The 23796-nt window shown below is 71.0% G+C and carries 21 protein-coding genes and 1 tRNA gene; 12 read left to right on the top strand and 10 right to left on the bottom strand.

Going from position 1 to position 23796, the window contains the following annotated elements; genetic code table 11:
* From EGM46_RS11765 to hemL, 3 genes are all read left to right on the top strand, one after another.
* A partial coding sequence (locus EGM46_RS11765) for a uroporphyrinogen-III synthase (protein ID WP_206427567.1) occupies positions 1 to 914 on the top strand: 914 nt, incomplete at its 5' end.
* Positions 911 to 1888, top strand: coding sequence for a porphobilinogen synthase (hemB, locus tag EGM46_RS11760; RefSeq protein ID WP_125100339.1), 978 nt, complete (start codon positions 911 to 913; stop codon positions 1886 to 1888). The genes EGM46_RS11765 and hemB, both read left to right, overlap by 4 nt.
* Positions 1885 to 3294, top strand: a complete 1410-nt coding sequence (gene hemL / locus EGM46_RS11755) for a glutamate-1-semialdehyde 2,1-aminomutase (protein ID WP_125100341.1) — start codon at positions 1885 to 1887, stop codon at positions 3292 to 3294. Before hemB ends, hemL begins: the two co-directional genes overlap by 4 nt.
* A gap of 88 nt (positions 3295 to 3382) precedes the next feature.
* Here the strand turns inward: hemL and EGM46_RS11750 are convergent, their stop codons facing one another.
* On the bottom strand, positions 3383 to 4864 hold the full coding sequence (locus EGM46_RS11750; protein ID WP_125100338.1) for an amino acid permease: 1482 nt from the start codon (positions 4862 to 4864) through the stop codon (positions 3383 to 3385).
* A gap of 102 nt (positions 4865 to 4966) precedes the next feature.
* The gene (locus EGM46_RS11745) at positions 4967 to 5920 is read right to left on the bottom strand and encodes an arginase family protein (protein WP_125100337.1); all 954 of its coding nucleotides are present in this window, start codon (positions 5918 to 5920) and stop codon (positions 4967 to 4969) included.
* A gap of 124 nt (positions 5921 to 6044) precedes the next feature.
* Between EGM46_RS11745 and hutH the strand changes: the two genes are divergently transcribed.
* Positions 6045 to 7643: a histidine ammonia-lyase gene (hutH, locus tag EGM46_RS11740; RefSeq protein WP_125100336.1), complete on the top strand. Its 1599-nt coding sequence runs from the start codon at positions 6045 to 6047 to the stop codon at positions 7641 to 7643.
* 48 nt (positions 7644 to 7691) lie between these two features.
* Positions 7692 to 8474, top strand: coding sequence for an IclR family transcriptional regulator (locus EGM46_RS11735; protein ID WP_125100335.1), 783 nt, complete (start codon positions 7692 to 7694; stop codon positions 8472 to 8474).
* Between the two features lie 127 nt (positions 8475 to 8601).
* Here EGM46_RS11735 and EGM46_RS11730 read toward each other — a convergent pair whose 3' ends face one another.
* Positions 8602 to 9882: an amidohydrolase family protein gene (locus tag EGM46_RS11730; protein WP_125100334.1), complete on the bottom strand. Its 1281-nt coding sequence runs from the start codon at positions 9880 to 9882 to the stop codon at positions 8602 to 8604.
* A 10-nt stretch (positions 9883 to 9892) separates the two neighbouring features.
* Positions 9893 to 11590 (bottom strand): urocanate hydratase, encoded by a 1698-nt coding sequence (gene hutU / locus EGM46_RS11725; RefSeq protein WP_125100333.1) that lies wholly within the window; start codon positions 11588 to 11590, stop codon positions 9893 to 9895.
* A gap of 298 nt (positions 11591 to 11888) precedes the next feature.
* Between hutU and EGM46_RS11720 the strand changes: the two genes are divergently transcribed.
* Both EGM46_RS11720 and gap read left to right on the top strand, forming a co-directional pair.
* Positions 11889 to 12836, top strand: coding sequence for a GlxA family transcriptional regulator (locus EGM46_RS11720; protein ID WP_125100332.1), 948 nt, complete (start codon positions 11889 to 11891; stop codon positions 12834 to 12836).
* A 113-nt stretch (positions 12837 to 12949) separates the two neighbouring features.
* Positions 12950 to 13954 carry a type I glyceraldehyde-3-phosphate dehydrogenase gene (gene gap, locus EGM46_RS11715; RefSeq protein ID WP_125100331.1) on the top strand — a complete coding sequence of 335 codons (1005 nt, stop codon included), beginning with the start codon at positions 12950 to 12952 and terminating at the stop codon, positions 13952 to 13954.
* Between the two features lie 44 nt (positions 13955 to 13998).
* Here the strand turns inward: gap and EGM46_RS11710 are convergent, their stop codons facing one another.
* From EGM46_RS11710 to EGM46_RS11690, 5 genes are all read right to left on the bottom strand, one after another.
* Complete coding sequence (locus tag EGM46_RS11710; RefSeq protein ID WP_125100330.1) at positions 13999 to 14415, bottom strand: DUF3054 domain-containing protein; 417 nt, start codon at positions 14413 to 14415, stop codon at positions 13999 to 14001.
* Positions 14412 to 15254: an inositol monophosphatase family protein gene (locus EGM46_RS11705; protein WP_125100329.1), complete on the bottom strand. Its 843-nt coding sequence runs from the start codon at positions 15252 to 15254 to the stop codon at positions 14412 to 14414. Before EGM46_RS11705 ends, EGM46_RS11710 begins: the two co-directional genes overlap by 4 nt.
* A 372-nt stretch (positions 15255 to 15626) precedes the next feature.
* Positions 15627 to 15699 (bottom strand) — tRNA-Lys (locus EGM46_RS11700).
* A 133-nt stretch (positions 15700 to 15832) separates the two neighbouring features.
* A complete protein-coding gene (nhaA, locus tag EGM46_RS11695; protein ID WP_125100328.1) occupies positions 15833 to 17107 on the bottom strand; it encodes a Na+/H+ antiporter NhaA in 1275 nt (424 codons plus the stop codon).
* 111 nt (positions 17108 to 17218) lie between these two features.
* Complete coding sequence (locus tag EGM46_RS11690) at positions 17219 to 17416, bottom strand: hypothetical protein (RefSeq protein WP_125100327.1); 198 nt, start codon at positions 17414 to 17416, stop codon at positions 17219 to 17221.
* A gap of 154 nt (positions 17417 to 17570) precedes the next feature.
* Between EGM46_RS11690 and EGM46_RS11685 the strand changes: the two genes are divergently transcribed.
* The 5 genes from EGM46_RS11685 (at position 17571) to ilvC (ending at position 23122) form a co-directional block, all read left to right on the top strand.
* Complete coding sequence (locus tag EGM46_RS11685; RefSeq protein WP_125100326.1) at positions 17571 to 17813, top strand: hypothetical protein; 243 nt, start codon at positions 17571 to 17573, stop codon at positions 17811 to 17813.
* A gap of 107 nt (positions 17814 to 17920) precedes the next feature.
* Positions 17921 to 19615 (top strand): dihydroxy-acid dehydratase, encoded by a 1695-nt coding sequence (gene ilvD, locus EGM46_RS11680; RefSeq protein ID WP_125100325.1) that lies wholly within the window; start codon positions 17921 to 17923, stop codon positions 19613 to 19615.
* Between the two features lie 151 nt (positions 19616 to 19766).
* Entirely contained in the window at positions 19767 to 21506 is a 1740-nt protein-coding gene (locus tag EGM46_RS11675; RefSeq protein ID WP_431194082.1) for an acetolactate synthase large subunit, read from the top strand.
* Between the two features lie 2 nt (positions 21507 to 21508).
* Positions 21509 to 22018, top strand: a complete 510-nt coding sequence (gene ilvN, locus EGM46_RS11670) for an acetolactate synthase small subunit (RefSeq protein ID WP_125100323.1) — start codon at positions 21509 to 21511, stop codon at positions 22016 to 22018.
* Between the two features lie 87 nt (positions 22019 to 22105).
* The gene (gene ilvC / locus EGM46_RS11665; RefSeq protein WP_431194083.1) at positions 22106 to 23122 is read left to right on the top strand and encodes a ketol-acid reductoisomerase; all 1017 of its coding nucleotides are present in this window, start codon (positions 22106 to 22108) and stop codon (positions 23120 to 23122) included.
* Between the two features lie 130 nt (positions 23123 to 23252).
* Here the strand turns inward: ilvC and EGM46_RS11660 are convergent, their stop codons facing one another.
* Entirely contained in the window at positions 23253 to 23633 is a 381-nt protein-coding gene (locus EGM46_RS11660; RefSeq protein WP_125100321.1) for a hypothetical protein, read from the bottom strand.
* Between the last annotated feature and the right edge of the window lie 163 nt (positions 23634 to 23796).

Here is a 23796-nt window from a genome sequence, read left to right as displayed (position 1 = left end):
CTCCTCGCGCGCGGCGCCGCGGAGCTTGCGCCGCTCGGGCCGGTGCGATGACCGAGGAGCTCGGCGCAGCGCTCGCCGGGCTGCGCGTGCTGATCCCGCGCAGCGCGGAGACCGCCGACGCGACCGCGCAGGAGGTGCGCCGCCGCGGCGGTGTCCCCGTGGTGCTGCCGCTCATCGCGGCGGCGCCGCCGGCTGATCCCGCGCCGCTCGCGAGCGCCATGGAGCGCTGGCACCACGGCGAGTACGCCTGGCTCGCGGTGACGAGCGCGACGGGTGCCCAGGCACTCGGTGCCGCGCGCGTGCGGCCCGTCGCAGGCGCACGAATCGCCGCGGTGGGTCCGGCGACGTCGCACGCGCTCGCCGAGGCAGGGCTCGCCGCGGAGCTCCTCCCGGATCACGAGTACACGGGCCGCGGCCTCGGCGAGGCCCTCGGCGCCGTGCTCGCCGCGGAGCGCGCTGCGGCGCCGTCGCCGTGCAGCGCCCCGGATCCCGCACCCCGCGTGCTCCTGCCCCTCGCCGAGGGCGCAGGCACCGAGCTGGAGCGCGCGCTCGCCGCGGCTGGCGCACGCCCCGACCGCGTCACCGCGTACCGCACCGTCCCCACCGCGCGCGACCCGGAGGCAGAGCGCGCGGCCCTCGACTCCGGCATCGACGCGATCCTCGTGACGAGCGGCTCCGTTGCGCGAGAGCTCGCGGTGCGCTGCCAGCCCCTGCCGCCAGCGGCGCGCATCGTCGCGATCGGCCAGCCCACCGCACGCGCGCTCGCGGAGCTCGGCATCCGCCCGCACCTCGTCGCGGAGACGCACACGGTCCCCGGGATGCTCGACGCGCTCGCGGCTGCGGTCGGCGCCTCTGCGGCGACTCCCACATCTTCACCCCCCTTCGCACCCGATTCCTCAGGAGCACACGCATGACCCTCGTTCCCACCATCCGACCGCGCCGCATGCGCCGCACCCCGGCGCTCCGGCGCCTGGCCGCGGAAACCCGCGTGCACCCGGCCGAGCTGATCCTCCCCGTCTTCGTGCGCGAGGGGATCAGCGAGCCGCAGCCCATCTCCGCGATGCCCGGCGTGCAGCAGCACACGCTCGACTCGGTGCGCGAGCTCGCGCAGTCGGCGGCGAGCGCCGGCGTCGGCGGCATCATGCTGTTCGGCGTGCCGGCCGAGCGCGACGCGCGGGGGAGCGCAGCGGACGATCCAGCCGGGATCCTCAACGTGGCGACGCGCGCCGTCGCCGAGGAGGTGGGCGACGCGCTCGTGGTGCAGACGGATCTCTGCCTCGACGAGTTCACCTCGCACGGGCACTGCGGCGTGCTCGACGCGGCGGGTGAGGTCGACAACGACGCGACGCTCGCGCGCTACACGGCGATGGCGATCGCGCAGGCCGAGGCGGGCTCCGCCCTGCTCGGCCTCTCCGGCATGATGGACGGTCAGGTTGCTGCGGTGCGCGAGGCGCTCGATCTCGCCGGCCACGAGCAGACCGCGCTGCTCGCGTACTCCGCGAAGTACGCCTCGGCGTTCTACGGCCCGTTCCGCGAGGCGGTGGACTCGCAGCTCACGGGCAACCGGAAGGGCTACCAGCAGGACCCTGCGAACCGGCGCGAGGGACTCCGCGAGGCCGAGCTCGACATCGCAGAGGGCGCGGACGTCGTCATGGTGAAGCCGGCGATGACGTCGCTCGATGTGCTCGCCGACGTCGCCGCCGTGAGCCCGGTGCCCGTGTGGGCGTACCAGGTGTCGGGGGAGGCCGCGATGATCGAGGCCGCAGCCGCGAACGGGGGGATCGACCGTGAGGCGGCGATCGCCGAGTCGATCACGTGCATCAAGCGCGCGGGGGCCGATGCGATCCTGAGCTACTTCGCGATCGAGGCTGCGGGGTGGCTGCGATGAGCGGGGCGCAGGATCAGCGGGCAGCGCAGGATCAGACCGCAGCGCAGGATCAGCCCGCAGCGCAGGATCAGCCCGCAGCGCAGGATCAGCCGACCGCGCGGAGCGCCGCGCTGCAGGAGCGCGCAGCGCGCGTGATCCCCGGCGGCGTGAACTCGCCAGTGCGCGCGTTCGGCTCGGTCGGCGGCACACCGCGCTTCCTCGTCTCGGGCTCGGGGCCGTACGTGACGGACGCCGACGGCAACGAGTACGTCGACCTCGTCGCGTCCTGGGGGCCGGCGCTCCTCGGCCACGCGCGGCCCGAGGTGGTCGCGGCCGTGCAGGAGGCCGCCGCGCGCGGGCTCGGCTTCGGCGCCTCGGTGCCGGAGGAGGCCGAACTCGCCGAGGAGATCACGCGCCGCGTTCCCCTCGTGGAGCGGGTGCGCCTCGTGTCGACGGGCACCGAGGCGACGATGACGGCGATCCGGCTGGCGCGCGGCGCGACCGGCCGACCGCTGATCGTGAAGTTCGCCGGCCACTACCACGGCCACTCGGACGGCCTGCTCGCCGCAGCGGGATCCGGCCTCGCCACGCTCGCGCTGCCCGGCTCGGCAGGGGTGACGCCGGAGACTGCCGCGCAGACGCTCGTGCTCCCGTACAACGATCTCGCGGCCCTCGAGGCCGCGTTCGCCGCGCACGGCGACCGCATCGCCGGCATCATTGCGGAGGCCTCGGCCGCGAACATGGGCATCGTCCCGCCGGCTCCCGGCTTCACCCGCGCGATGATCGAGCTCGCGCACCGGCACGGCGCGCTCGTGATCCTCGACGAGGTACTCACCGGCTTCCGTGCTGGCCCGTCGGGCTACTGGGGGATCGAGGCGGTCGACATGCCTGCCGGCGTCGCCCCCGACCTGTTCACCTTCGGCAAGGTGGTGGGCGGCGGCCTGCCGCTTGCCGCGCTCGGCGGCCGCGCGGAGCTCATGGAGCAGCTCGCCCCGCTCGGGCCCGTGTACCAGGCCGGCACGCTGTCGGGGAACCCGCTCGCGGTCGCCGCCGGCCTCACCACGCTGCGGCTCGCCGACGACGCCGCGTACGCGCGGCTCGCGCGCGCGGCCGACCTCGTCGCCGCTGCCGTGGGTGACGCGCTCGACGCCGCGTCCGTCGCGCACCGCATCTCGCGCGCGGGAACGCTCTTCAGCGTCGTGTTTGGCGACTACCCGGAGGCGCCGCGCGACTACGCGAGCGTGCAGCGCCAGAACACGGAGCAGCACCGCGCCTTCTTCCACGCGATGCTCGCAGGCGGGGTGAACCTGCCGCCGAGCGCGTTCGAGGCGTGGTTCGTCACGGCGGCGCACGATGACGCGGCGATCGAGCGGATCGTCGCGGCGCTGCCTGCGGCGGCGCGTGCGGCGGCCGGGGTGTCGCCCTAGCGGCGCTGCGCCAGCCCGGCTGCCGGTGCGGGGGTGGGGCGGCGCGGCCGCCCCACCCTGGCACGCCAGACCCACCCCGGCGCGGCGTCTACTCGGCCGGCGGGACCACGGTGACCGGGCTCGTCTCGTCCGTGAGCTGGTGCGGCAGCCGCCCGGAGCCGCGCACGAACACCCGGTAGGCGATCGCGAGGAGCACGACCCAGATCACGCCGACGATCAGCGCCGGGCGCGTGCTCTCGGTGACCCCGATCATCACGACGACGAACAGCACGAACGCGACGGTGGCGACCGAGGCGAGCGGCCAGAACGGCACGGGGAACTCGCTCGGGAGCCTGCCATCGCGCGCGATCTCGCGTTTCATGCTGATGTGTGAGAGCAGGATCATCAGCCACACCACGACGGTGGCGAACGTGGCGAGCGCCGCGATGAGGAAGAAGATCTGGTCCTGGAACCACACGTTGAGCAGCACGCCGACGAGCAGCGCTCCCACCATGGTGACGACGGTGAGCCACGGCACCCCGGTGCGCGTTAGCTTCGTGAAGGCCCGCGGCGCGTGCCCCTGCTCGGCGAGGCCGTGCAGCATGCGGCCCGCCCCGAAAATGTCGGCGTTGATCGCGGAGACGGCCGCGGTGATCACCACGGCGTTGAGGACGTGAGCGGCGCCGCTCAGGCCGAGCGAGTCGAAGATCGACACGAACGGGCTCGCGGAGCCGTCGATCGTGTTCCACGGCTGGATCGACATGATCACCGCGAGGGTGAGCACGTAGAACAGCAGGATGCGCACCGGCACGGAGTTGATGGCGCGGGGGATCACCTGCTTGGGGTTCTGCGCCTCACCAGCGGTGATCCCGATCACCTCGATGCCCCCGAACGCGAACATCACGATCGTGAAGCAGGCGAGGAAGCCCATGAGCCCGGTGGGGAAGAGCCCGCCGTGCGCGACGAGGTTGCCGATTCCCGCGGCGCCAGTGCTCTGCGTGCCGAGGCCGAACACGATGATCGCGATCCCGCCGACGATCATGAGCACGATTGCGGTGATCTTGATGAGCGCGAACCAGAACTCCAGCTCGCCGAACACCTTCACGCTGATGAGGTTGATCGCACCGATGAAGAGCACGAGCGCGAGGATCCAGATCCAGCGGTCAACGTCGGGGAACCAGAAGCCCATGTAGACGCCGAACGCCGTCACGTCCGCGAGGGCGACGACGAACATCTCGAACGTGTAGGTCCAGCCGGTGACGAAGCCAGCGAACGGGCCGAGGTAGCGCGAGGCGTACTGGCCGAACGAGCCGGAGACGGGGTGGCGCACGGCCATCTCGCCGAGCGCGCGCATCACCATGAACACCGCGGCGCCGCCGATCATGTACGCGAGCAGCACGGCGGGCCCGGCCGCCTGGATGGCCCCGGCTGAGCCGTAGAAGAGGCCGGTGCCAATGGCGGATCCGAGCGCCATGAAGCGGATGTGGCGTGCGGTGAGGCCGCGCTTGAGGCCGCCAGGCGCGGGCGTCGGTGCATCAGTTTCCTGCGGATTCGTTGGCTTTGTGGCGCGGTCAACGGAGGTGGGGTCCATGCGGGGGTGTCCCTTCGGGGGAAGATCAAGCAGGGGGATGGGTGAGATCGGGATCGGTGCGGAAGGGACCGGCCGCTGCGCGTGCTACGCCGCGGCCACCCTCTAGTTTTTCAGACGCTGGGCGAGGCCGGCCGCCGCCTCGAGGACGAGGAGCGCCGCGAGTCGCACGGTGCGGCCGTCCGCTGTGTCGGCGGTCGCGTCGACCTCGGCGATATCGAGGCCGCGCACGCGCGCGTCGGCGGCGAGCATGCGGGTCAGCCGGCGCAGCTCGTGCGCCTGCAGCCCGCCCGGGATCGACGCCGGGCAGGCCGGGGCGACGCTGCGGTCGCAGACGTCGACGTCGACATCAACGTGCACCGGCCCCCCGCCGGCCCCCGCGATCTCGAGCGCCTCGGCCACCACGTCCCTCAGTGGTCGGTCGTGGAGCTCGTCGCGATGAATCACGGTGATGCCAAGCTCGCGGGCGCGCTCGCGGTAGGCGCGGGAGTTCGCAAAGTCCGCGATCCCAATCTGCACGATGCGCTGTGGGGAGAGCCCAGCCTCGACGAGGCGACGCACCGGCGAGCCGTTGCTGCGGCCATCACGCAGGTCGTGGTGCGCGTCGATGGTGATGAGTCCGGCGTCTCCGAGCCCGGGGCCCGCGACGCCGAGCGCGCCTGGGACGGTGAGCGAGTTGTCGCCGCCGAGCATGACCACGAGCTGCGCCCGCGCCGCGAGGCCGGCGATCTGCGCGGCGGCCTCGCGCTCGCCGGACTCCGAGTCGGGATCCGCCGCGTCACCCGCGTCCGCGATGGTGAGCGCCGCATCGAGCACGAGGTCGGCCTCGGCCCCGCGTGAGTTCGGCGAGCCAGGGGCAACGAGGTGCGTTGAATACCTGCGCAGCGCCGCGCGGATCGCCGCCGGGGTCTCGTGTGCCCGAGTCGGTGACAGCGAGTTCGCCGAGGTCGGGACGCCGATGATGGCGAGATCAACAGGATCTCGCTCGTCGGCGTGAAGGGCTGGCCACCCGCCGGCGCGTGGCCAGGCGGGATCCTGTGAAAGGGCAACGGTGCTCATGACAGCGACGCTAGCAACGGCTGGGACGGGGCAGGGCGCGCCCCCGGCTCACCTGTCCGGGATCCCGGACATCGGAGATCGGAATCCGCTTCGTCCGGACTGAGCGATGCGCTGAGATCGAAACATGAACACACGCACCTCCACCCGTGCCGCAGAATCGGGCACCGCAACGGTTACCCTGGGCGCCGCGCCGCTCACCATCGCCGACGTCGTCGCGGTCGCCCGCGCCGGCGCGCACGTGACGATCGCACCAGAGGCGCTCGCCGCGGTTGCGGCGAGCCGGGCCATGATCGACGAGCTGGCCTCCGACACCCGCCCGCACTACGGGGTCTCCACCGGCTTCGGGGCGCTCGCGAAGGTGCAGATCCCGGCCGAGAAACGCCAGCAGCTGCAGCGCAGCCTCATCCGCTCGCACGCCGCGGGAACCGGTGCCGAGGTCGAGCGCGAGGTCGTGCGCGCGCTCATGCTGCTCCGCCTCAACACGCTCGCAAGCGGGCGCACCGGCGTGCGCCCCATCGTGGTCGAGACCTACGCGGCGATCCTGAACGCGGACATCGCCCCGGTCGTGCACGAGTACGGCTCCCTCGGCTGCTCCGGCGACCTCAGCCCGCTCGCACACTGCGCGCTCACGCTCATGGGTGAGGGGAACGTGCGCGTGTCGACGGACCCGCACGCCGCCCCGGTGCCGGCGGCTGACGCGCTCGCCGCAGCGGGGATCGCGCCGCTCGTGCTCGCCGAGAAGGAGGGCCTCGCGCTCATCAACGGGACCGACGGGATGCTCGGCATGCTGTGCCTCGCGCTGCACGACCTCAGCGCGCTCCTCCAGGTCGCCGACATTGCCGCCGCGGCGAGCGTCGAGGCGCTCACCGGCACCGACGCCGTGTTCGCGGCCGAGCTGCAGGCGCTCCGGCCGCACCCAGGCCAGGCCGCAGCCGCCGCCAACATGCGCGCGGTGCTCGCGGGCTCCGGCCTCGTGCAGCGCCCCACCGAGGGGGAGTTCACGCGCGTGCAGGACGCCTACTCCCTGCGCTGCGCCCCGCAGGTGCACGGCGCTGCGCGCGACACCGCGGATCACGCCGCCCGCGTCGCCGGCGCTGAGCTGCGATCGGCCGTCGACAACCCGGTGGTGCTGCCCGACGGCCGCGTCGAGTCGAACGGCAACTTCCATGGCGCCCCCGTCGCCTACGTGCTCGACTTCCTCGCGATCGCGGTCGCCGACGTCGCGAGCATGTCGGAGCGCCGCACCGACCGCTTCCTTGACGTGTCGCGCAACCACGGGCTCCCGCCCTTCCTCGCCGCCGACGCCGGGCTCGACTCTGGCCTCATGATCGCCCAGTACACGGCAGCGGGGATCGTCTCCGAGCTGAAGCGGCTCGCGGCGCCAGCGAGCGTCGACTCGATCCCGTCCTCGGCGATGCAGGAGGACCACGTGTCGATGGGCTGGCACGCCGGGCGCAAGCTCCGCCGCGCGATCGACGGGCTCGGCCGCGTGCTCGGCATCGAGCTGCTCGCATCGACCCGCGCGCTCGACTTCCGGATCGCCGCAGCTGCCGGCCAGCCCGGCGCCGCCACCGCGGCGCTTCACGCGCTCTTCCGCACGCGCATCGCCGCACCGGACGTCGACGCGTTCCTCTCGCCGGACCTCACCGCAGCCACCGAGCTCGTGCAGACGGGCGCGGTGCTTGACACCGTTGGCGGCGTGCTCACCGAGCCACTCGCCTGAGGGTGACGGGGCCGCGCACGCGAGCGCTCGCGAGATAGAGTTCCGAGTATGAGCGATGTGAAGGTGCCAGCAGCAGACCACACGCTGCGCATTCTCCGCCACCTCACCACCGCGCGCGGCCCCCTCCCGGCATCGATGATCGCGACCCAGCTTGGGCTGCCGCGGTCGACGGTGTACCAGCTGCTCGCCACGCTGCAGGAGCACGGCTTCGTGATGCACCTGCCCGAGGAGCAACGCTACGGGCTCGGGATCGCGGCGCTCGAGCTGGGCTCAGCGTATGCGCGGCAGGAGCCGCTTGCGCGCATGGGCCGGCCGCTCATGTCGAGCCTCGTCGACCGGGTGCAGACGAGCGGCCACCTCGCCGTGCCGCACGGCAGGGACGTGCTCTACGTCATTGAGGAGCGCGTGCGGGGCGGGGCGGTCCTCGTGTCGGACGTCGATGTGCGGCTCCCCATGCACCTCACCGCGAGCGGGCGAGCCATCCTCGCCGCCCTGCCGAAGGCGCAGGCCCGGGCGCTGTACCCGAACCAGGGGGCGTTCGTGAAGCGGCACGATGACGCCGCGGAGCCGGTGATCGACCGCTACTCGCGGCTGCGCTCGGTGCTCGATGCGACGGTGACTCGCGGCTACGCGGTGGAGCGCGGGGCGGTGACCGCGGGGATGTCGTCGATCGCGGTGCCCGTGCTCGACCACCGCGACTGGCCGGTCGCGGCGATTGCGCTCACGTTCCCCGATGCTGATGTCGCCGAGGACGCCTTCGGCAGGCTTGCGGATGAGCTTCGCGCGACCGCGGACACTCTCTCGACGCGCTTGCACGGCCGAAGAACATAGCCCTGGGCCCCCACCCCCCTCTCCCCGAAGTGAGAAGTGGCAAACCGACGCTTCACGCGGCTGAAGCGTCGGTCTGCCACGTTTCGATTGGGTTTGGTTGGGGAGGGGGGGGAGAGAGAAGGGGGGGCTAGAGCACCTGGGTGCCCGCCCGCCAGACCGCGGCGGTCAGCGGCATGCCAGGGCGATAAGCCAAGTGGGTGGTTGAGGGGGCGGCCAGCAGGTGGAGGTCCGCACGCGCGCCAGGGGCGATCACGCCGACGCGCGGCTGCGCCACCCCGCGCGGGTCCAGCCAGCCATCCTCGTCAATGCCGAGTGCGATGGCCCCGCCGAGCGTCGCGGCGCGCACCGCCTCCGAAATCGTGAGGCCCATCTGCAGCACCGCGGTGGCGACGCAGAACGCCATCGAGCTCGTGTACGAGGTGCCGGGGTTGCCGTTCGAGGCGATCGCGATCTGCGCGCCAGCGTCGAGCAGCCGCTTGGCCGGCGCGAGCGGCATCCTCGTGGACAGGTCGCATGCGGGGAGCACCGTGGCGACCGTGCCGCGCGCGCCAGCGCCCCCAGCCCCAGCGCCACCAGCCCCACCACCCCCGGGCCAGGAGTCCGCGAGCGCGGCAACGTCGGCGTCGTCGAGGAACCCAACGTGGTCGACGCTGAGCGCGCCGTACTCGACGGCGAGCTGCACGCCGGGGCCGTGGCCCAGCTGGTTGCCGTGCACTCGGGTGGCGAGGCCCCGCTCGCGCGCCGCGGCGAGCACGCGCGCGGAGGCCGCGCGGTCGAATGCGCCATCCTCACAGAACACGTCGACCGCGCTGACGTGCGGGGCGACCGCGTCGAGCATCGGCCCCGTCACGAGCGCGAGATACTCGTCGGGATCCGCGCCTGCCGGCACCACGTGCGCTCCGAGGAAGGTCACGGCGTCGACGTGCGCGCCGGCGATTCGGGCGGCGCGGACCTCGTCGGCGACGGTGAGACCGTAGCCGGTTTTCGTCTCGATGGTCGTCGTGCCGCCGCCGCGCGCTTCGGCGACGAGCCGCGCAAGATTCGCCTCGAGCTCGGCGTCGGATGCCGCGCGTGTCGCGGCGACCGTGACGTTGATGCCGCCAGCGGCATACGCCTCGCCGGCCATGCGCGCCTCGAACTCCGCGGTGCGGTCGCCGGCGAACACGAGGTGGGTGTGCGAGTCCACCCAGCCGGGCAGGAGCGCGCGCCCCGCGGCATCGAAGCGTGTGTCTGCCGCTGGCGCGTCGGCCGACGGCCCGACCCAGGAGATGACGCCGTCGGTGACCACCACCGCGGCGTCGCTGAGACGCCCGTCGGGGCGGGCCGATGCACGGCCCGCCCCGACGTCACCGGTCTCATCGTTGGTGGTGAGCTCACCAATGCGGTCGATCAGGAGTGACTGGCTCATGTGACTCGTTCTACCACGCCTCATCGGTGTTGCGGATCACGGGAGTCATCGGGACGCGCACCCCGCGCTCCCCGGCAACGTCGACGGCCCGCTGGTAGCCGGCGTCGACGTGCCGGATCACGCCCATGCCCGGATCGTTCGTGAGCAGGCGCTGCAGCTTCTCCGCGGCGAGCGCGGTGCCGTCGGCGACGGAGACCTGGCCGGCGTGGATCGAGCGGCCGATCCCCACACCGCCGCCGTGGTGCAGCGACACCCAGGTCGCGCCCGACGACGTCGCGGTGAGCGCGTTCAGCAGCGGCCAGTCTGCGATCGCGTCGGAGCCGTCGGCCATCGCCTCGGTCTCGCGGTAGGGGGAGGCGACGGAGCCGGAATCGAGGTGGTCGCGGCCGATCGCGATCGGCGCGGAGAGCTTGCCCTCGGCGACGAGCTCGTTGAAGCGCACGGCGGCCTTCGCGCGCTCGCCGTAGCCGAGCCAGCAGATGCGTGCAGGCAGCCCCTCGAACTCGACGCGATCCTGCGCGGCTCGGATCCAGCGGTGCAGGTGCGCGTTGTCGGGGAAGAGCTCGAGCAGGGCCTCGTCGGTGACGCGGATGTCCTCGGGGTCGCCGGAGAGGGCGACCCAGCGGAACGGGCCGAGGCCCTCGCAGAAGAGCGGTCGGATATACGCGGGCACGAAGCCGGGGAACTCGAACGCGCGGTCGTAGCCGCCCTTGCGTGCCTCGTCGCGGATCGAGTTGCCGTAGTCGAACACCTCGGCGCCCGCGTCCTGGAACTCGACCATCGCCTGCACTTGCGCGGCCATCGCGGCCTGCGCGTCACGGGTGAAGCCCTCGGGGTCGGCCTCGGCGCGTGCCAGGCGGTCGGTGACGGAGTACCCGATCGGGAGGTAGGAGAGCGGATCGTGCGCGCTCGTCTGATCGGTCACGATGTCGACGGTGATCTCGCCGGCGCGGTGGCGGCGCAGGATCTCGGGGAACACCTCGGCGGCGTTGCCAACGAGGCCGACCGACCAGCCGCGCCGCTCCTCCTTCGCGCGCTGCACCTTGGCGAGCGCCTCGTCGAGGTCGGTGACCACCTCGTCGAGGTAGCGCTTGCCTGCGCGGCGCTGCAGGCGTGTCTCGTCGACGTCGACGATGAGGCAGGCCCCGTCGTTGAGGGTGACGGACAGCGGCTGCGCGCCGCCCATGCCGCCGCAGCCGCCGGTGAGTGTGAGCGTGCCAGCGAGGCTGCCGCCGAAGCGCTTGCGCCCGATCGCCGCGAACGTCTCAAAGGTGCCCTGCAGGATTCCCTGCGTGCCGATGTAGATCCACGAGCCGGCGGTCATCTGGCCGTACATCATGAGCCCCTCGGCCTCGAGTCGGCGAAACTCCGGCCAGTTCGCCCAGTCGCCGACGAGGTTCGAGTTGGCGAGCAGCACGCGCGGCGCCCACACGTTCGTGCGGAAGACGCCGACCGGCTTGCCCGACTGCACGAGCAGCGTCTCGTCGTCCTCGAGGTCGCGGAGCGTGTCGACGATCGCGTCGTACGCCTCCCAGCTGCGTGCTGCGCGCCCGGTGCCACCGTAGACGACGAGGTCGTCCGGGCGCTCGGCGACCTCGGGATCGAGGTTGTTCATGAGCATGCGCAGTGGGGCCTCGGTCTGCCAGCTTTTCGCCGTGCGGTCGGTGCCGCGCGGGGCTCGGACGGGGCGGGCGCCAGGGAGAGACATGCGTGATCCTTTCGGGAGCGGCGCCGCGGCGGTGCAGCGCTCTGCCTCCATCTCACCGGCTCGGCGGGACGCGAACAACGCGCTCCCGGCCGCCCCTGTCCGGGATCCCGGACTCGCGAAACGCGCGTCCCCCGCAGGCGCGGCACGGAGCGCGCGCGAAGCCGCTGGTCGTGAAGACGTCCGCATCGTCTCCGATCCCGGACACCTGGCCGGCCGGGGCGGGATCTTCGTCGCCGCGCACTCAGTGGCCCACGCTCACGATGCGTTCGTGTGGCCCGCCGCACCGTACCCTTGAGGTATGAAGCGTGTGGCAGTCGTCGTGCTGGAGGGGGCCAAGCCCCTCGACGTCGGGATCCCCGCGCAGATGTTCACCCGGCGCGCGAGCATGCCCTACACCGTCGACGTGTGCGGCGTGCACCCCGGCCTCATCGCTGGCGGCGATGGGCTGTCCTACTCCGTCGACCACGGGCTCGAGGCGCTCGCCAGCGCGGACATCGTGTTCGTGCCCGGGTATCGCTTCCCCGATCGGGAGCGCCCACCCGCCGAGCTCACCGCGGCGCTGCGGGCCGCGCACGCGCGCGGGGCGACGCTCGCGGCGATTTCCACCGGCGCGTTCGCGCTCGCGGAGACCGGGCTGCTCGACGGCAAGCGCGCAACGACGCACTGGCACTACTCGCAGGCGCTCGCGGAGCGCTACCCCGAGGTGCGCGTGGACGAGCGGGTGCTGTTCGTTGACGAGGGATCGGTGCTCACCTCGGCAGGAGCCGCGTCCGGCATCGATCTCTGCCTGCATCTGCTCCGGCGCGACGCCGGCATGGCGGTCGCGAACCACGCGGCGCGTCGCCTCGTCGCCGCACCGTACCGCAGCGGCGGGCAGGTGCAATTCGTGCCACACAGCGTGCCGGAATCGCATGGCGAGCGGTTCACGCGCACGCGCGAGTGGGCGCTCGAGCGGCTCGCGGACCCGCTCACGATCGCCCACCTCGCCGCGCACGCCAGGGTCTCCGGCCGCACGTTCTCGCGCCGTTTCCGCGACGAGACCGGGTACGCGCCCATGCAATGGATCATGCGCGCGCGGCTCGATCGCGCGCGCGAACTGCTCGAGGAGACGGACCTCGGGGTCGACGAGATCGCGGTGGCGGTGGGGCTCGGCTCGGCCTCGAACCTGCGCCGGTACTTCCGGCGCGTGCTGGAGACCACGCCGAGCGAGTATCGCCACACGTTCGCGCGCGGCGACTTGGCATGATCCGCGCGAACTGTGGCAAGCGTGCCACTGGTTTCGGCCGCTCCCGTTCGCCAAGCTGAAAGCACACGCTCCGCATCGTGCGGGGCACACGCATGGCACAAAGGATGGGGTACATGACCGGTCGGGTGGCAACCAACGGCTTCGGGCGGATCGGGCGAGGCGTGCTGCGCGCCGCGCTGGCGCAGGGCAGCGATCTGGAGATCGTCGCGATCAACGATCTCGGCGACATCGCGACCCTGGCTCACCTGCTCGCGCGCGACAGCGTGTACGGCGCGCTGCCGGTGCCGGTCTCGGTCGAGGGCTCGGAACTCGTCGTCGGCGAGCGCAGGATCCGGATCCTCGCCGAGCGCAACCCGGCCGAACTGCCGTGGGGCGAGCTGGGCGTCGACGTGGTGCTCGAGTCGACCGGGATCTTCACCGATGCGGACGCCGCGCGCCAGCACCTCGACGCCGGCGCGAAGCGCGTGCTCGTGAGCGCGCCATCAACGGGAGCCGACCTCACCATCGTGGTGGGCGTCAACGACGAACGCTACGATCCCGCGCAGCACGTCATCGTGTCGAACGCGTCGTGCACCACGAACGCGCTCGCGCCGCTCGCGCAGGTGCTCGATGCGCTGGCGCCCATCGAGTACGGCGCGATGACCACGGTGCACGCGTACACGCAGGATCAGCGCCTCGCCGATGCCCCGCACAGCGATCTGCGCCGCGCGCGCGCCGCGGCGCTCAACATCATTCCGACGTCGACGGGAGCCGCGAAGGCGATCGGCCTCGTGCTCCCGCAGCTCGACGGCAAGCTCACCGGGAGCGCGATCCGCGTGCCCGTGCCCGTCGGCTCGATCGTTGAGCTGCACGCCACCCTCGCGCGCGAGGTGACCGAGGACGAGGTGCTCGCCGCGTACCGCGCCGCGGCAGAGACCGGGCCGCTCGCCGGCGTGCTCGAGTACTCCGAGGAACCGCTCGTGTCCACCGACATCGTCGGCAACCCGCACCCGTCGATCTTCGACTCCGCGCTCACGCGCGTGCACGGCCGCAACGTCAGCGTCGTCGCCTGGTACGACAACGAGATGGGGTTCTCGAACCGCGCGGTCGCGGCGCTCGAGATGCTCGCCGCCGAGTAACGCAGGGGAGCGCAGAGACGGCGTGCGCCGCGGGGGAGTGAGGCCTAAGCTGCCCTGCGGCGCACGCGCATGATCAGCACCGCGATGAGGCGCCAGCCCAGGAGCAGCGCGCCAAGGGTGAGCAGCGTGACGATCACGAAGGCGAGCGCGACGCCGCCGCCCGTGAGCCAGCGCAGCAGCATTCCGAGCGCGACGGTGCCGAGCCACACTGGCAGGCCGGTGCCCAGCAGCGCGGTCGGGCGGCGCGCGGCGCCGCACAGGATCCAGCTCAGCGCGAGCGCGGCGAGGAACGGCCAGGCCGTCTCGAAGAGTCCGAGCAGCGTGGCCTCGCGCGCGTGGCTGCCGCGGCCGAGTCCCGCGAAGAGCAGCACGAGCGCGACATCGAGGAGCAGTGCGGGGAGCGCGCGCAGCGCGGTGCGCGCCGCCGAGCGGGTGGCCAGGGGAGCTGCACCCGCGCTCATCGCGCGGACTCCGCGGTGCCGATGGGCTCAGCCGCCTTGCCGCGCGCGGCCGAAACGAACTCGACCACGGCGTCGTGCAGGGCGCCGTTCGTCGCGAGCGAGCTCCCATTCCACGCACTCTCGGCGCCGTCGATGTCGGTGAAGCGCCCGCCGGCCTCGCGCACGATCGGCACGAGCGCCGCGAGATCGTACGGCTTCACGTCGAACTCGGCGACGATGTCGACGAGGCCCTCGGCGAGCAGCATGTACGACCACATGTCGCCGTACGCGCGATCGCGCCACACGGCTCGGCTCAGCTCGATGAGCGGCCGCAGGTAGCCGGCGAGGTCCCACTGCTCGATGCTCTGGAAGCTGAGCGACGCGTGCTCAAGGTCGCGCACGCCGGACACGCGCAGCTGCCGCGCCGCCTCGCCGGCCTGCTGCCCCCAGGCGCCGGTGCCGGTCTCGGCCCACCACCGCGCGCCAAACGCCGGCGCGGAGACCACGCCAACCGTCGGCTCGCCGTCGACCTCCAGCGCGATGAGCGTCGCCCAGTTGGGCACACCGCGCAGGAAGTTGGAGGTGCCGTCGATCGGGTCGATGATCCAGCGCCGCGATCCGCGCTCCGCCGATCCCGATTCCTCGCCGAGGAAGCTGTCCTCTGGCAGGGCCTGCTCGATCCGCTCGCGCAGTGCGCGCTCGACGGCCTGATCGGCGTCGGTCACGAACGTGCGGTCGGGCTTCGTCTCGATCGTGAGGTCGGCGGCGCGAAACCGGGGGAGGGAGATCGCGTCCGCGAGGTCGGCGAGCTCGAGCGCGAACGCGAGGTCTGCGGAGCGCTGGGGAAGTGTGGCTGTCATCTGACGCTTTCAGTAGCTGCGTGCGAACCGTGCGGAAGCGGGGACGACTGCGGCCGGCAGCGGGGCGCTACGTATGCGGCGTCCCGGTTCTGCAACCGGATCCCTGATCCATCGCCACGATAGCAGAGTCCCGGGCGGCGCCTCGGGGCGCTCAGGCGACGACGGCGGTCAACGTATGAGCCCCCACCAGTCATCGGGTGATGAGGGGATCCGGTGGGGGCTCGCTGCCACGATACGAAGCCGCTCGCGCGCGAACCAAGCTTCCGCGCACAATGTGGCCCGAATGGGGGTCGTGCGCGGGGTGAGCGAGCGCCGCGCACCGCACGCAGGCACGAAAAAGCCCCGAGATCGTGATGATCTCGGGGCTTGCCGTGCGCCCTCACGGGCTCGAACCGTGGACCCGCTGATTAAGAGTCAGCTGCTCTACCAACTGAGCTAAAGGCGCATTTTCGCCGCAATCTGAACTGTTTGGCTCATTTGCAACGGGTGAAACTCTACCACGACCGCGACGCCGCGTTCAAATTCGCGTGGGAATCCCGCGCGCGTCGCGGTCGTGTCACCGGGCAGACGCCAGGTGTTTACTCGGCTGCCCGCTCGGACACCGCCCGCGGTCGCGCCCGCCGCACGAGCAGCGCGGCGGCCACCGCAACCGCGATCACCGAGCCCACCATCACCGCGAGCCTCGCCGTATCGGCGTCGCCGGGATCCGAGAAGCTCAGCTCGGTGACGAGGAGCGAGACCGTGAAGCCGACGCCGGCCAGCGCGGCGACGCCGATCAGCTCGCGCCAGCGCACGGCGGGATCCAGCTCTGCCTGGGTGAAGCGCGTGAGGAGCCACGTGACGAGGGAGATGCCGACGGGCTTGCCGACCACGAGCCCCACCATGATGCCGAGCGCGATGGGGTCGAGCGGGAAGCGTGACGCGCCGCCGACCGCGACGCCCGCGGCGAAGAACGCGAACACGGGCACCGCGATCCCGGTCGAGAGGGGGCGGAATCGGTGCTCGAACGTCTCGGCGAGCTGCGTGCCGTCGCGCCCGGAGACGGGGACGAGGAAGGCGAGCACGACGCCGGCAATGGTCGCGTGGATGCCCGAGGCGTGGAAGAGGGCCCACGCCGTGATGCCGATGGGCAGCAGGATGAGCCAGGGGCCCCAGGGGGAGCGGGCGAGCTGCGCGGCGTACTTCCGCGAGATGAACCAGTACAGGCCGAGCGGGATCACCGACAGGGCGAGGGGGAGCAGCTGGATGCTCTCGGTGTAGAACACGGCGATGATCGTGATCGCGATCAGGTCGTCGACCACGGCGAGCGTGAGGAGGAACATGCGCAGCGCCGGCGGGATGCGCGGCGCGACGAGCCCGAGCACCGCGACCGCGAACGCGATGTCCGTCGCCGTGGGGATCGCCCAGCCGTGCGCGGCCGGGGTGCCAGCGGTGAACGCGACGTAGAGCAGCGCCGGCACCGCGACGCCGCCGAAGGCCGCGGCGACCGGGACGATCGCCGTCGAGAACTTGCTCAGCGCACCGGATACGAACTCGCGCTTCAGCTCGAGGCCCACCATGAAGAAGAAGATTGCGAGGAGTCCGTCCGAGGCCCAGTGGCCGACGGAGATGTTGAGGCCGAGCGACTCGGGGCCGATCTTCGCCTCGCGCAGGCCGAAGTACGCGTCGGCGAACGGGCTGTTCGCGGCGAGGAAGCCGAGGAGCGCCGCGATCATCACGATGACGCCGCCGACCACCTCGGCGCGGAGGAGTCGGCTGACGCGCGCGGCCTCGCGCTTACTGACGAGGGAGAGGATGCGCCTGCGACGCGGGCGCTCGGCGCCGGGGATGGAAGACTTGGTGCTTGGGGTCATCGTTGGCCTTTGTTCGGGCGCGGTCAATGGACACTGTCGACCAGACTTCCCGACGCACCGCAAGCCAGTGTAGCGTGCCGCCGCCGGTGCGGGAGACCCCGGCGCGGTGGCCTAGCGTCCGTCGAACTCGCGATCCTTGTCGCGCATGGCGACGCTGCCGACCGCGAGGGCGAGTGTTGCGAGCCAAACGCCCCAGACGACGAAGCGGCGCCAGTCGCGCGGCATGCTCCCGGTGCGGCGCGCGGTGCTCACTGCGCCAACCGCAGCCCCCAGCACGCCAGGATTCGTGAGGTACTTTCCAATCGACACGCGTCCTCCATTTCGTTGGCTGTGCGGATCAGCCTACTCGGCGCGGCGAGCACGGGGTGTGACGAGTGGGGTATCCTTGCGGGTGGACTCCGCCGTGCGGAGCAGACTTTCGCGGAAACCCCGCGGTGATGGCAGTGAAATGGAGTGGATCGCTATGGCGTCGCAGGACAACGAGGCACTGTTCGAGGAGAGCTCGCGCGGTGGGGTGAGCGCGGTGACGGCGGTCTTCTTCGTGCTGTCGATTGTGCTCGCCTTCGGCGGCTTCGTGCTCATGAGCTACGGCTTCAACCCGACGCTCGGCGCCACGACCGAGCTGTGGATGTTCTTCGGCGGCCTGCTCTCATCCGCGATCGGTTTCGCACTGCCGTTCGCGGTGCTGCCGGCCATCGGCAAGTAGCAGCGCACACACGAAACGCGCCGTCGGCTGAGGCCGGCGGCGCGTTTCGTGTTTCTGCCGCGCACTCCGGCTCCGCCGCGGCATGGGGGAGGGCATAGACTTGGCGCATGGCAGAGATTGACATGAAGCCTCGGAGTCGCGACGTCACAGATGGCATCGAAGCAACCACGAGCCGTGGCATGCTCCGTGCGGTTGGCATGGGCGATGAAGACTGGGACAAGCCGCAGATCGGGATCGCGTCCTCCTGGAACGAGATCACGCCGTGCAACCTGTCGCTCGACCGCCTCGCGCAGGGCGCGAAGGAGGGCGTGCACGCCGGCGGCGGCTACCCGCTCCAGTTCGGCACGATCTCCGTCTCCGACGGCATCTCGATGGGCCACGAGGGCATGCACTTCTCGCTCGTCTCGCGCGAGGTCATCGCCGACTCGGTGGAGACCGTGGTCATGGCCGAGCGCCTCGACGGCACCGTGGTGCTGGCCGGCTGCGACAAGTCGCTGCCCGGCATGCTGATGGCCGCGGCGCGCCTCGACCTCGCGAGCGTGTTCCTGTACGCCGGGTCGATCGCGCCAGGCTGGGTGAAGCTCTCCGACGGCACGGAGAAGACCGTGACGATCATCGACTCCTTCGAGGCGGTCGGCGCGTGCAAGGCCGGCACCATGTCCGAGGAGGACCTCAAGCGCATCGAGTGCGCGATCGCGCCGGGCGAGGGCGCGTGTGGCGGCATGTACACCGCCAACACGATGGCCTGCGTCGCTGAGGCGCTCGGGATGAGCCTGCCCGGCTCGGCCGCGCCGCCCTCGGCCGACCGTCGCCGCGATTACTACGCGCACCGCTCGGGCGAGGCCGTCGTGAACATGCTCCGCCAGGGCATCACCACGCGCGACATCCTCACGAAGAAGGCGTTCGAGAACGCGATCACCGTTGCGATGGTGCTCGGCGGATCGACGAACGCCGTGCTGCACCTGCTCGCCATCGCGCGCGAAGCCGAGGTGGAGCTCACGCTCGACGACTTCACGCGCATCGGGCAGAAGTCGCCGCACCTCGCCGACGTCAAGCCGTTCGGACAGTTCGTCGCGCAGGACTTCGACCGCGTCGGCGGCATGCCCGTGGTGATGCAGGCGCTGCTCGACGCCGGGCTGCTGCACGGTGACGCGCTCACCGTCACGGGCAAGACCGTCGCCGAGAACCTTGCCGAGCTGAACCCGCAGCCGCTCGACGGCACGGTGATCCGGCAGCTCGACAACCCGATCCACGCCACCGGCGGCCTCACGATCCTCGATGGCTCGCTCGCGCCGGAGGGCGCCGTGGTGAAGACCGCTGGCTTCGACGCCGAGGTGTTCGAGGGGCCCGCGCGCGTGTTCGAGCGCGAGCGCGCCGCCATGGACGCGCTCACCGAGGGCAAGATCGGCGCAGGCGACATCGTGGTGATTCGCTACGAGGGTCCGAAGGGCGGCCCCGGCATGCGCGAGATGCTCGCCATCACCGCGGCCATCAAGGGCGCTGGGCTCGGAAAAGATGTACTACTATTGACGGACGGACGATTCTCAGGCGGCACAACCGGCCTGTGCATCGGCCACATTGCACCAGAGGCGACGGACGGTGGTCCGATCGCCCTGGTCCGCGACGGTGACCTGATTCGGGTCGATATCGCCGCACGAACGCTCGATCTGCTGGTAGATCCCGCTGAGCTTGAGGCCCGCCGAGCCACCTGGGCCCCGCTTCCCCCGCGATACACGCGCGGCGTACTTGCGAAGTACTCCAAGCTCGTTCGTTCCGCCTCCGAAGGCGCCGTCACCGGCTAGGCCGCGGCCACGCGCCCCGGCTTCCACGGAAGACGGGATACGTCGCGCCCGTGTGTACTGCGTTCACCCTTAACGATCATGAAAGCAAGCAATGACCTCGGAATCGAGTGCTCCATCACCAGCAACGCCCGGCGCAGGCCGGGGAGAGCAGATGACCGGCGCGCAGGCAGTCCTCCGCAGCCTTGAGGCCCTGGGCGTCACGGACATCTTCGGACTGCCAGGCGGCGCCGTCCTCCCGCTCTACGACACGATCATGGACGCAGACAAGCTGCGCCACATCCTCGTCCGCCACGAGCAGGGCGGCGGCCACGCCGCCGAGGGCTACGCGGCGGCGAGCGGCGAGGTCGGCGTCTGCATCGCGACCTCGGGCCCCGGGGCGACGAACCTCGTCACCGCGATCGCGGACGCGTACATGGACTCGGTGCCGCTGCTCGCGATCACCGGCCAGGTGTTCTCCCACCTGATGGGAACCGACGCCTTCCAGGAGGCCGATATCGTCGGCATCACGATGCCGATCACGAAGCACTCGTTCCTCGTGACGAGCGCCGATGAGGTGCCCGGCGCGATCGCTGCCGCGTACCACCTGGCGTCGACCGGCCGCCCCGGCCCCGTGCTCGTCGACATCACGAAGGACGCGCAGGAGGGGCTGCTCGACTTCGAGTGGGACCCGCAGGTCGATCTCGCCGGTTACCGCCCGATCACGAAGGCCAACAGCAAGCAGATCCAGGCGGCGGCCGATCTCATCGCCGCTGCGGAGCGCCCCGTGTTCTACGTCGGCGGCGGCGTCGGCCGGGCCGGCGCGTCGGCCGAGCTGAAGCAGCTCGCCGAGCTGGTTGGCGCGCCCGTCGTGACCACGCTCATGGCGCGCGGGGTGTTCCCCGACTCGCACCCGCAGCACCTCGGCATGCCCGGCATGCACGGCACGGTGCCCGCGGTGCTCGCGCTGCAGGAGGCCGACCTGCTCATCACCCTCGGCGCGCGCTTCGATGACCGCGTGACGGGCAAGGCGGCGCTGTTCGCCCCCGAAGCGAAGGTGATCCACGCGGACATCGATCCGGCAGAGATCGGCAAGATCCGCGCCGCTGACGTGCCCATCGTTGGCGACGCAGCCGAGGTCATCTCCGATCTCACGGCCGCCGTGTCCTCCGCGAAGATGAGCCAGACGTTCGCCGACATGGGGCCGTGGTGGGAGCGCCTGCACGAGCTGCAGGCAAAGTACCCGCTCGGCTTCCAGGAGACGAGCGACGGGCTGCTGTCGCCGCAGCACGTGATCCAGCGCATCGGCGAGCTGACCGGCCCGGAGGGCGTGTACGCCGCCGGTGTTGGCCAGCACCAGATGTGGGCTGCGCAGTTCATCAAGTACGAGCGGCCGAACGCCTGGCTGAACTCGGGCGGCGCCGGCACGATGGGCTACTCGGTGCCCGCGGCGATGGGCGCCAAGGTGGCCGAGCCCGACCGCGTGGTCTGGGCGATCGACGGCGACGGCTGCTTCCAGATGACCAACCAGGAGCTCGCCACCTGCGTGGTGAACAACATCCCGATCAAGGTCGCGGTGATCAACAACTCCTCGCTCGGCATGGTCCGTCAGTGGCAGACCCTCATCTACAACGGCCGCTACTCGAACACCGAGCTCAACACCGGGCACGGATCGCAGCGGGTCCCCGACTTCGTGAAGCTGGGCGAAGCCTACGGCTGCCTCGCGATCCGCGTGGAGCGTGAGGATCAGGTCGACGACGCCATCCGGCTCGCGCTCGAGACGAACGATCGCCCCGTGGTGATCGACTTCGTCGTGAGCGCCGACGCGATGGTGTGGCCCATGGTCCGCCAGGGCACCTCGAACAGCGATATTCAGTACGCACTTGATCACGCCCCCGAGTGGGAGGGAGAGTAACCATGAGCCGTCACGTTCTCAGCCTCCTCGTGGAGGACAAGCCGGGCCTCCTGACCCGTGTCGCCGGCCTGTTCGCACGCCGTGGCTTCAACATTGAGTCACTCGCGGTCGGCCCCACCGAGATGCGCGGTCTCTCGCGTATCACCGTGGTGGTCGACGAAGACGAGACCCTGCTCGAGCAGGTCACGAAGCAGCTCAACAAGCTCGTCAACGTGATCAAGATCGTGGAGCTCGACGAGTCGAGCTCCGTGCAGCGCGAGCACGTCCTCATCAAGGTCCGCGCCGACAACCAGAATCGCTCGCACGTGCTGGAGGCCGTTGGCCTGTTCCGCGCGCGCGTCGTCGATGTGGTGCCCGACGCGCTCACGATCGAGGTGACGGGTGACTCCGGCAAGATCGAGGCCTTCCTGAAGGTGCTCGAGCAGTACGGGATCAAGGAGATCGCGCAGTCCGGCCTCATCGCGATGGGCCGCGGCTCGAAGTCGATCACCGAGCGAGTATTCAAGAACTAAGCGTGTGCCGCAGCATCGCGGCAGGCATGACGTGCGCGTTCCGCGCAACACCGAACCAACAACTAAAGGAGTAATCCAGTGGCTGAGATGTACTACGACGCTGATGCAGACCTGTCGATCATCCAGGGCAAGAAGGTGGCCGTCGTTGGCTACGGCTCGCAGGGGCACGCCCACGCGATGAACCTGCGCGACTCGGGTGTCGAGGTCGTCATCGCCCTCAAGGAGGGCTCGAAGTCGATCGCCAAGGCTGAAGAGGCTGGCTTCGAGGTCAAGACCGTTGACGCGGCGGCCGAGTGGGCTGACCTCATCATGATCCTCGCTCCGGATCAGCACCAGCGCGCGATCTACAACGAGCAGATCAAGCAACACCTGACCGAGGGCAAGACCCTCGCGTTCGCGCACGGCTTCAACATCCGCTTCGGCTACATCGAGGCGCCCGCCGGCGTCGACGTGATCCTCGTCGCCCCGAAGGCTCCCGGCCACACCGTGCGCCGCGAGTTCGAGGCCGGCCGTGGCATCCCCGACATCATCGCCGTCGAGGTCGACGCCTCGGGCACCGCGTGGGAGACCGCGAAGTCGTACGCGAAGGCGATCGGCGGCACCCGCGCCGGCGTCATCAAGACGACCTTCACCGAGGAGACCGAGACCGATCTCTTCGGCGAGCAGGCAGTGCTCTGCGGTGGCACCTCGCAGCTCGTGCAGTACGGCTTCGAGACGCTCACCGAGGCCGGCTACCAGCCCGAGATCGCCTACTTCGAGGTGCTCCACGAGCTGAAGCTCATCGTCGACCTCATGTGGGAGGGCGGCATCGCCAAGCAGCGCTGGTCGGTCTCCGACACGGCTGAGTACGGCGACTACGTCTCCGGCCCCCGCGTCATCACCCCCGAGGTGAAGGAGAACATGAAGGCCGTGCTCGCGGACATCCAGTCGGGTGCCTTCGCTGAGCGCTTCATCGGCGACCAGGACAACGGCGGCACGGAGTTCCTCGAGCTCCGCGCCAAGGGTGAGCAGCACCCCATCGAGACGACCGGCCGCGAGCTGCGCAAGCTCTTCGCGTGGAAGTCGACCGACGAGGACTACGTCGACGGCAGCGTTGCGCGCTAAGTCGTAGCCCGCGCGCGAGTTTCGCGCGTCGCACAGGGCCCAGCGGGAGCGATCCCGCTGGGCCCTGTGGCGTGTGCGCTGCTGCCGTTGAGAAAGTCACCGCAGGCGCCCCTGCAGCCGGACCTCGCTGCTAGTAGCCGTCGCCCGGGCGGCACACCTCCGCGGGGAAGTACACCAGGCAACCGTTCACCTGCCCCATGATGAGCCCCAGAATGAGGCCACCCACCAGCGCAGCGAGTGGCCACAGCAGGTCCCATGGCGGCAGGCGCCGGTGCACGATGATGACCGCCGTCACCAGGCAGGAAATGGCGAGCAGGAGCAGCAGAACGGCTGAGATGAGTCCGCCGAGCGCCTCGATCTCTTCCCCAGGTCGGACCTGGTTATTGACTTGAAACCGGAGCCCATAGAGCACGAAGAAGCTGTCCTTCGTCGCCGTTGGTACGCTCAGCGTGAGCGCAATGAACGCGACGACGGACAACGCGACGACGAGGATCCGCTTCTGTGCTGCCATCCCGGCAGAATACGTGATCGGGCTGCCAGCCCCGTGTGGGCTCAGCGTGCCCAGTCGGTCATTGGCGCGCCTCGGGCGGTGAGGGTGCCGTCGAGCGGCGGCCAGTGTGGCGCTCGCGCTTCGCTTCGTTGTCTTGCAGGTTGCGGGCGCGTGCGGGGCGGGC

Source organism: Leucobacter chromiireducens, from assembly GCF_003917135.1.
GTDB lineage: Bacteria > Actinomycetota > Actinomycetes > Actinomycetales > Microbacteriaceae > Leucobacter > Leucobacter chromiireducens_A.
The sequence above is the reverse complement of the archived record's forward strand: the minus strand, read 5'-3'. Positions and strand labels throughout refer to the sequence as shown.